The following is a 936-nucleotide window of genomic DNA, read 5'->3' as shown; positions in this document are numbered from 1 at the left end:
TGGTTGCGCAAATACAAGTTAGATGAATTGCCCCAGCTATTGAATGTTTTAAAAGGGCAGATGAGTTTTGTTGGACCAAGACCAGAAGTTAGAAAATACGTAAATCTTTACAATGAAGAACAACGTTACGTTTTATCCGTTAAACCGGGTATTACTGATTGGGCATCGGTTGAGTTTTGCAACGAAAATGAGTTGCTAAAACATGCCGAAGATCCCGAAACTTACTACATCGAAAGGATTATCCCCGCAAAAATTAAACAGAACATGAGGTATATCAATCATAACGATATCCTAACCGATTTTAAAATCATTTGGTTAACGATTAATAGGATTGTTATAAACTAAAACAATATGTACGCTCCACAAAAAACTATTAAAGAAGAAGTTAGGGTTAAAAATAAAGTTTTCTTTGTACTCAGCTCCTTAACTTCGGGCGGCTCAGAACGGGTGTTCTGGAATTTGGCCCAGGGATTTAACAAAGATAAATTTGATGTTACCATTGTGATTCTGGATTCTACTGTTAATTGTTTTTCTATGGATTTAGATGGTGTTCGTTTTATCGATTTAAAAACCAAAAAAGCTTCCAGATCCTTCTTTGCACTTTACAACGTGTTAAAAAAGGAAAAACCTTATGCGGTTTTTTCCACTACCGATCACATCAATATTTTAGTCTCACTGGTTGGCCGGTTTTTAAAAATTCCGATACTTATTGCAAGGGCTTCTAATATTCCTCACGAACAAAGATTGTTTGAAGGATTTAAGTCGAGGTTTTACGAACTTTTTGCCAGCGCAAGTTATCGGGGTTATAAACAGATCGTTTGCCAGTCGGAAGAAATGAAACAATCATTGATTGATACTTATAATGTTAATCAAGAACTGATTAAGGTAATTGCTAATCCAGTATTGAAAACCAATAAGTTAAAGGAGGTGAAAACA

At 35.0% G+C, this 936-nt stretch carries 2 protein-coding genes; both read left to right on the top strand.

What is annotated here, in order from left to right; translation table 11 throughout:
• A partial coding sequence (locus tag ASU31_RS27055; RefSeq protein ID WP_167346258.1) for a sugar transferase occupies positions 1 to 345 on the top strand: 345 nt, incomplete at its 5' end.
• A gap of 6 nt (positions 346 to 351) precedes the next feature.
• Positions 352 to 936, top strand: a 585-nt coding sequence (locus ASU31_RS27050) for a glycosyltransferase (RefSeq protein WP_157258376.1), incomplete at its 3' end; no start/stop codon positions are given.

It is taken from the genome of Pedobacter ginsenosidimutans, assembly GCF_001442625.1.
GTDB lineage: Bacteria > Bacteroidota > Bacteroidia > Sphingobacteriales > Sphingobacteriaceae > Pedobacter > Pedobacter ginsenosidimutans.
The sequence above is the reverse complement of the archived record's forward strand: the minus strand, read 5'-3'. Positions and strand labels throughout refer to the sequence as shown.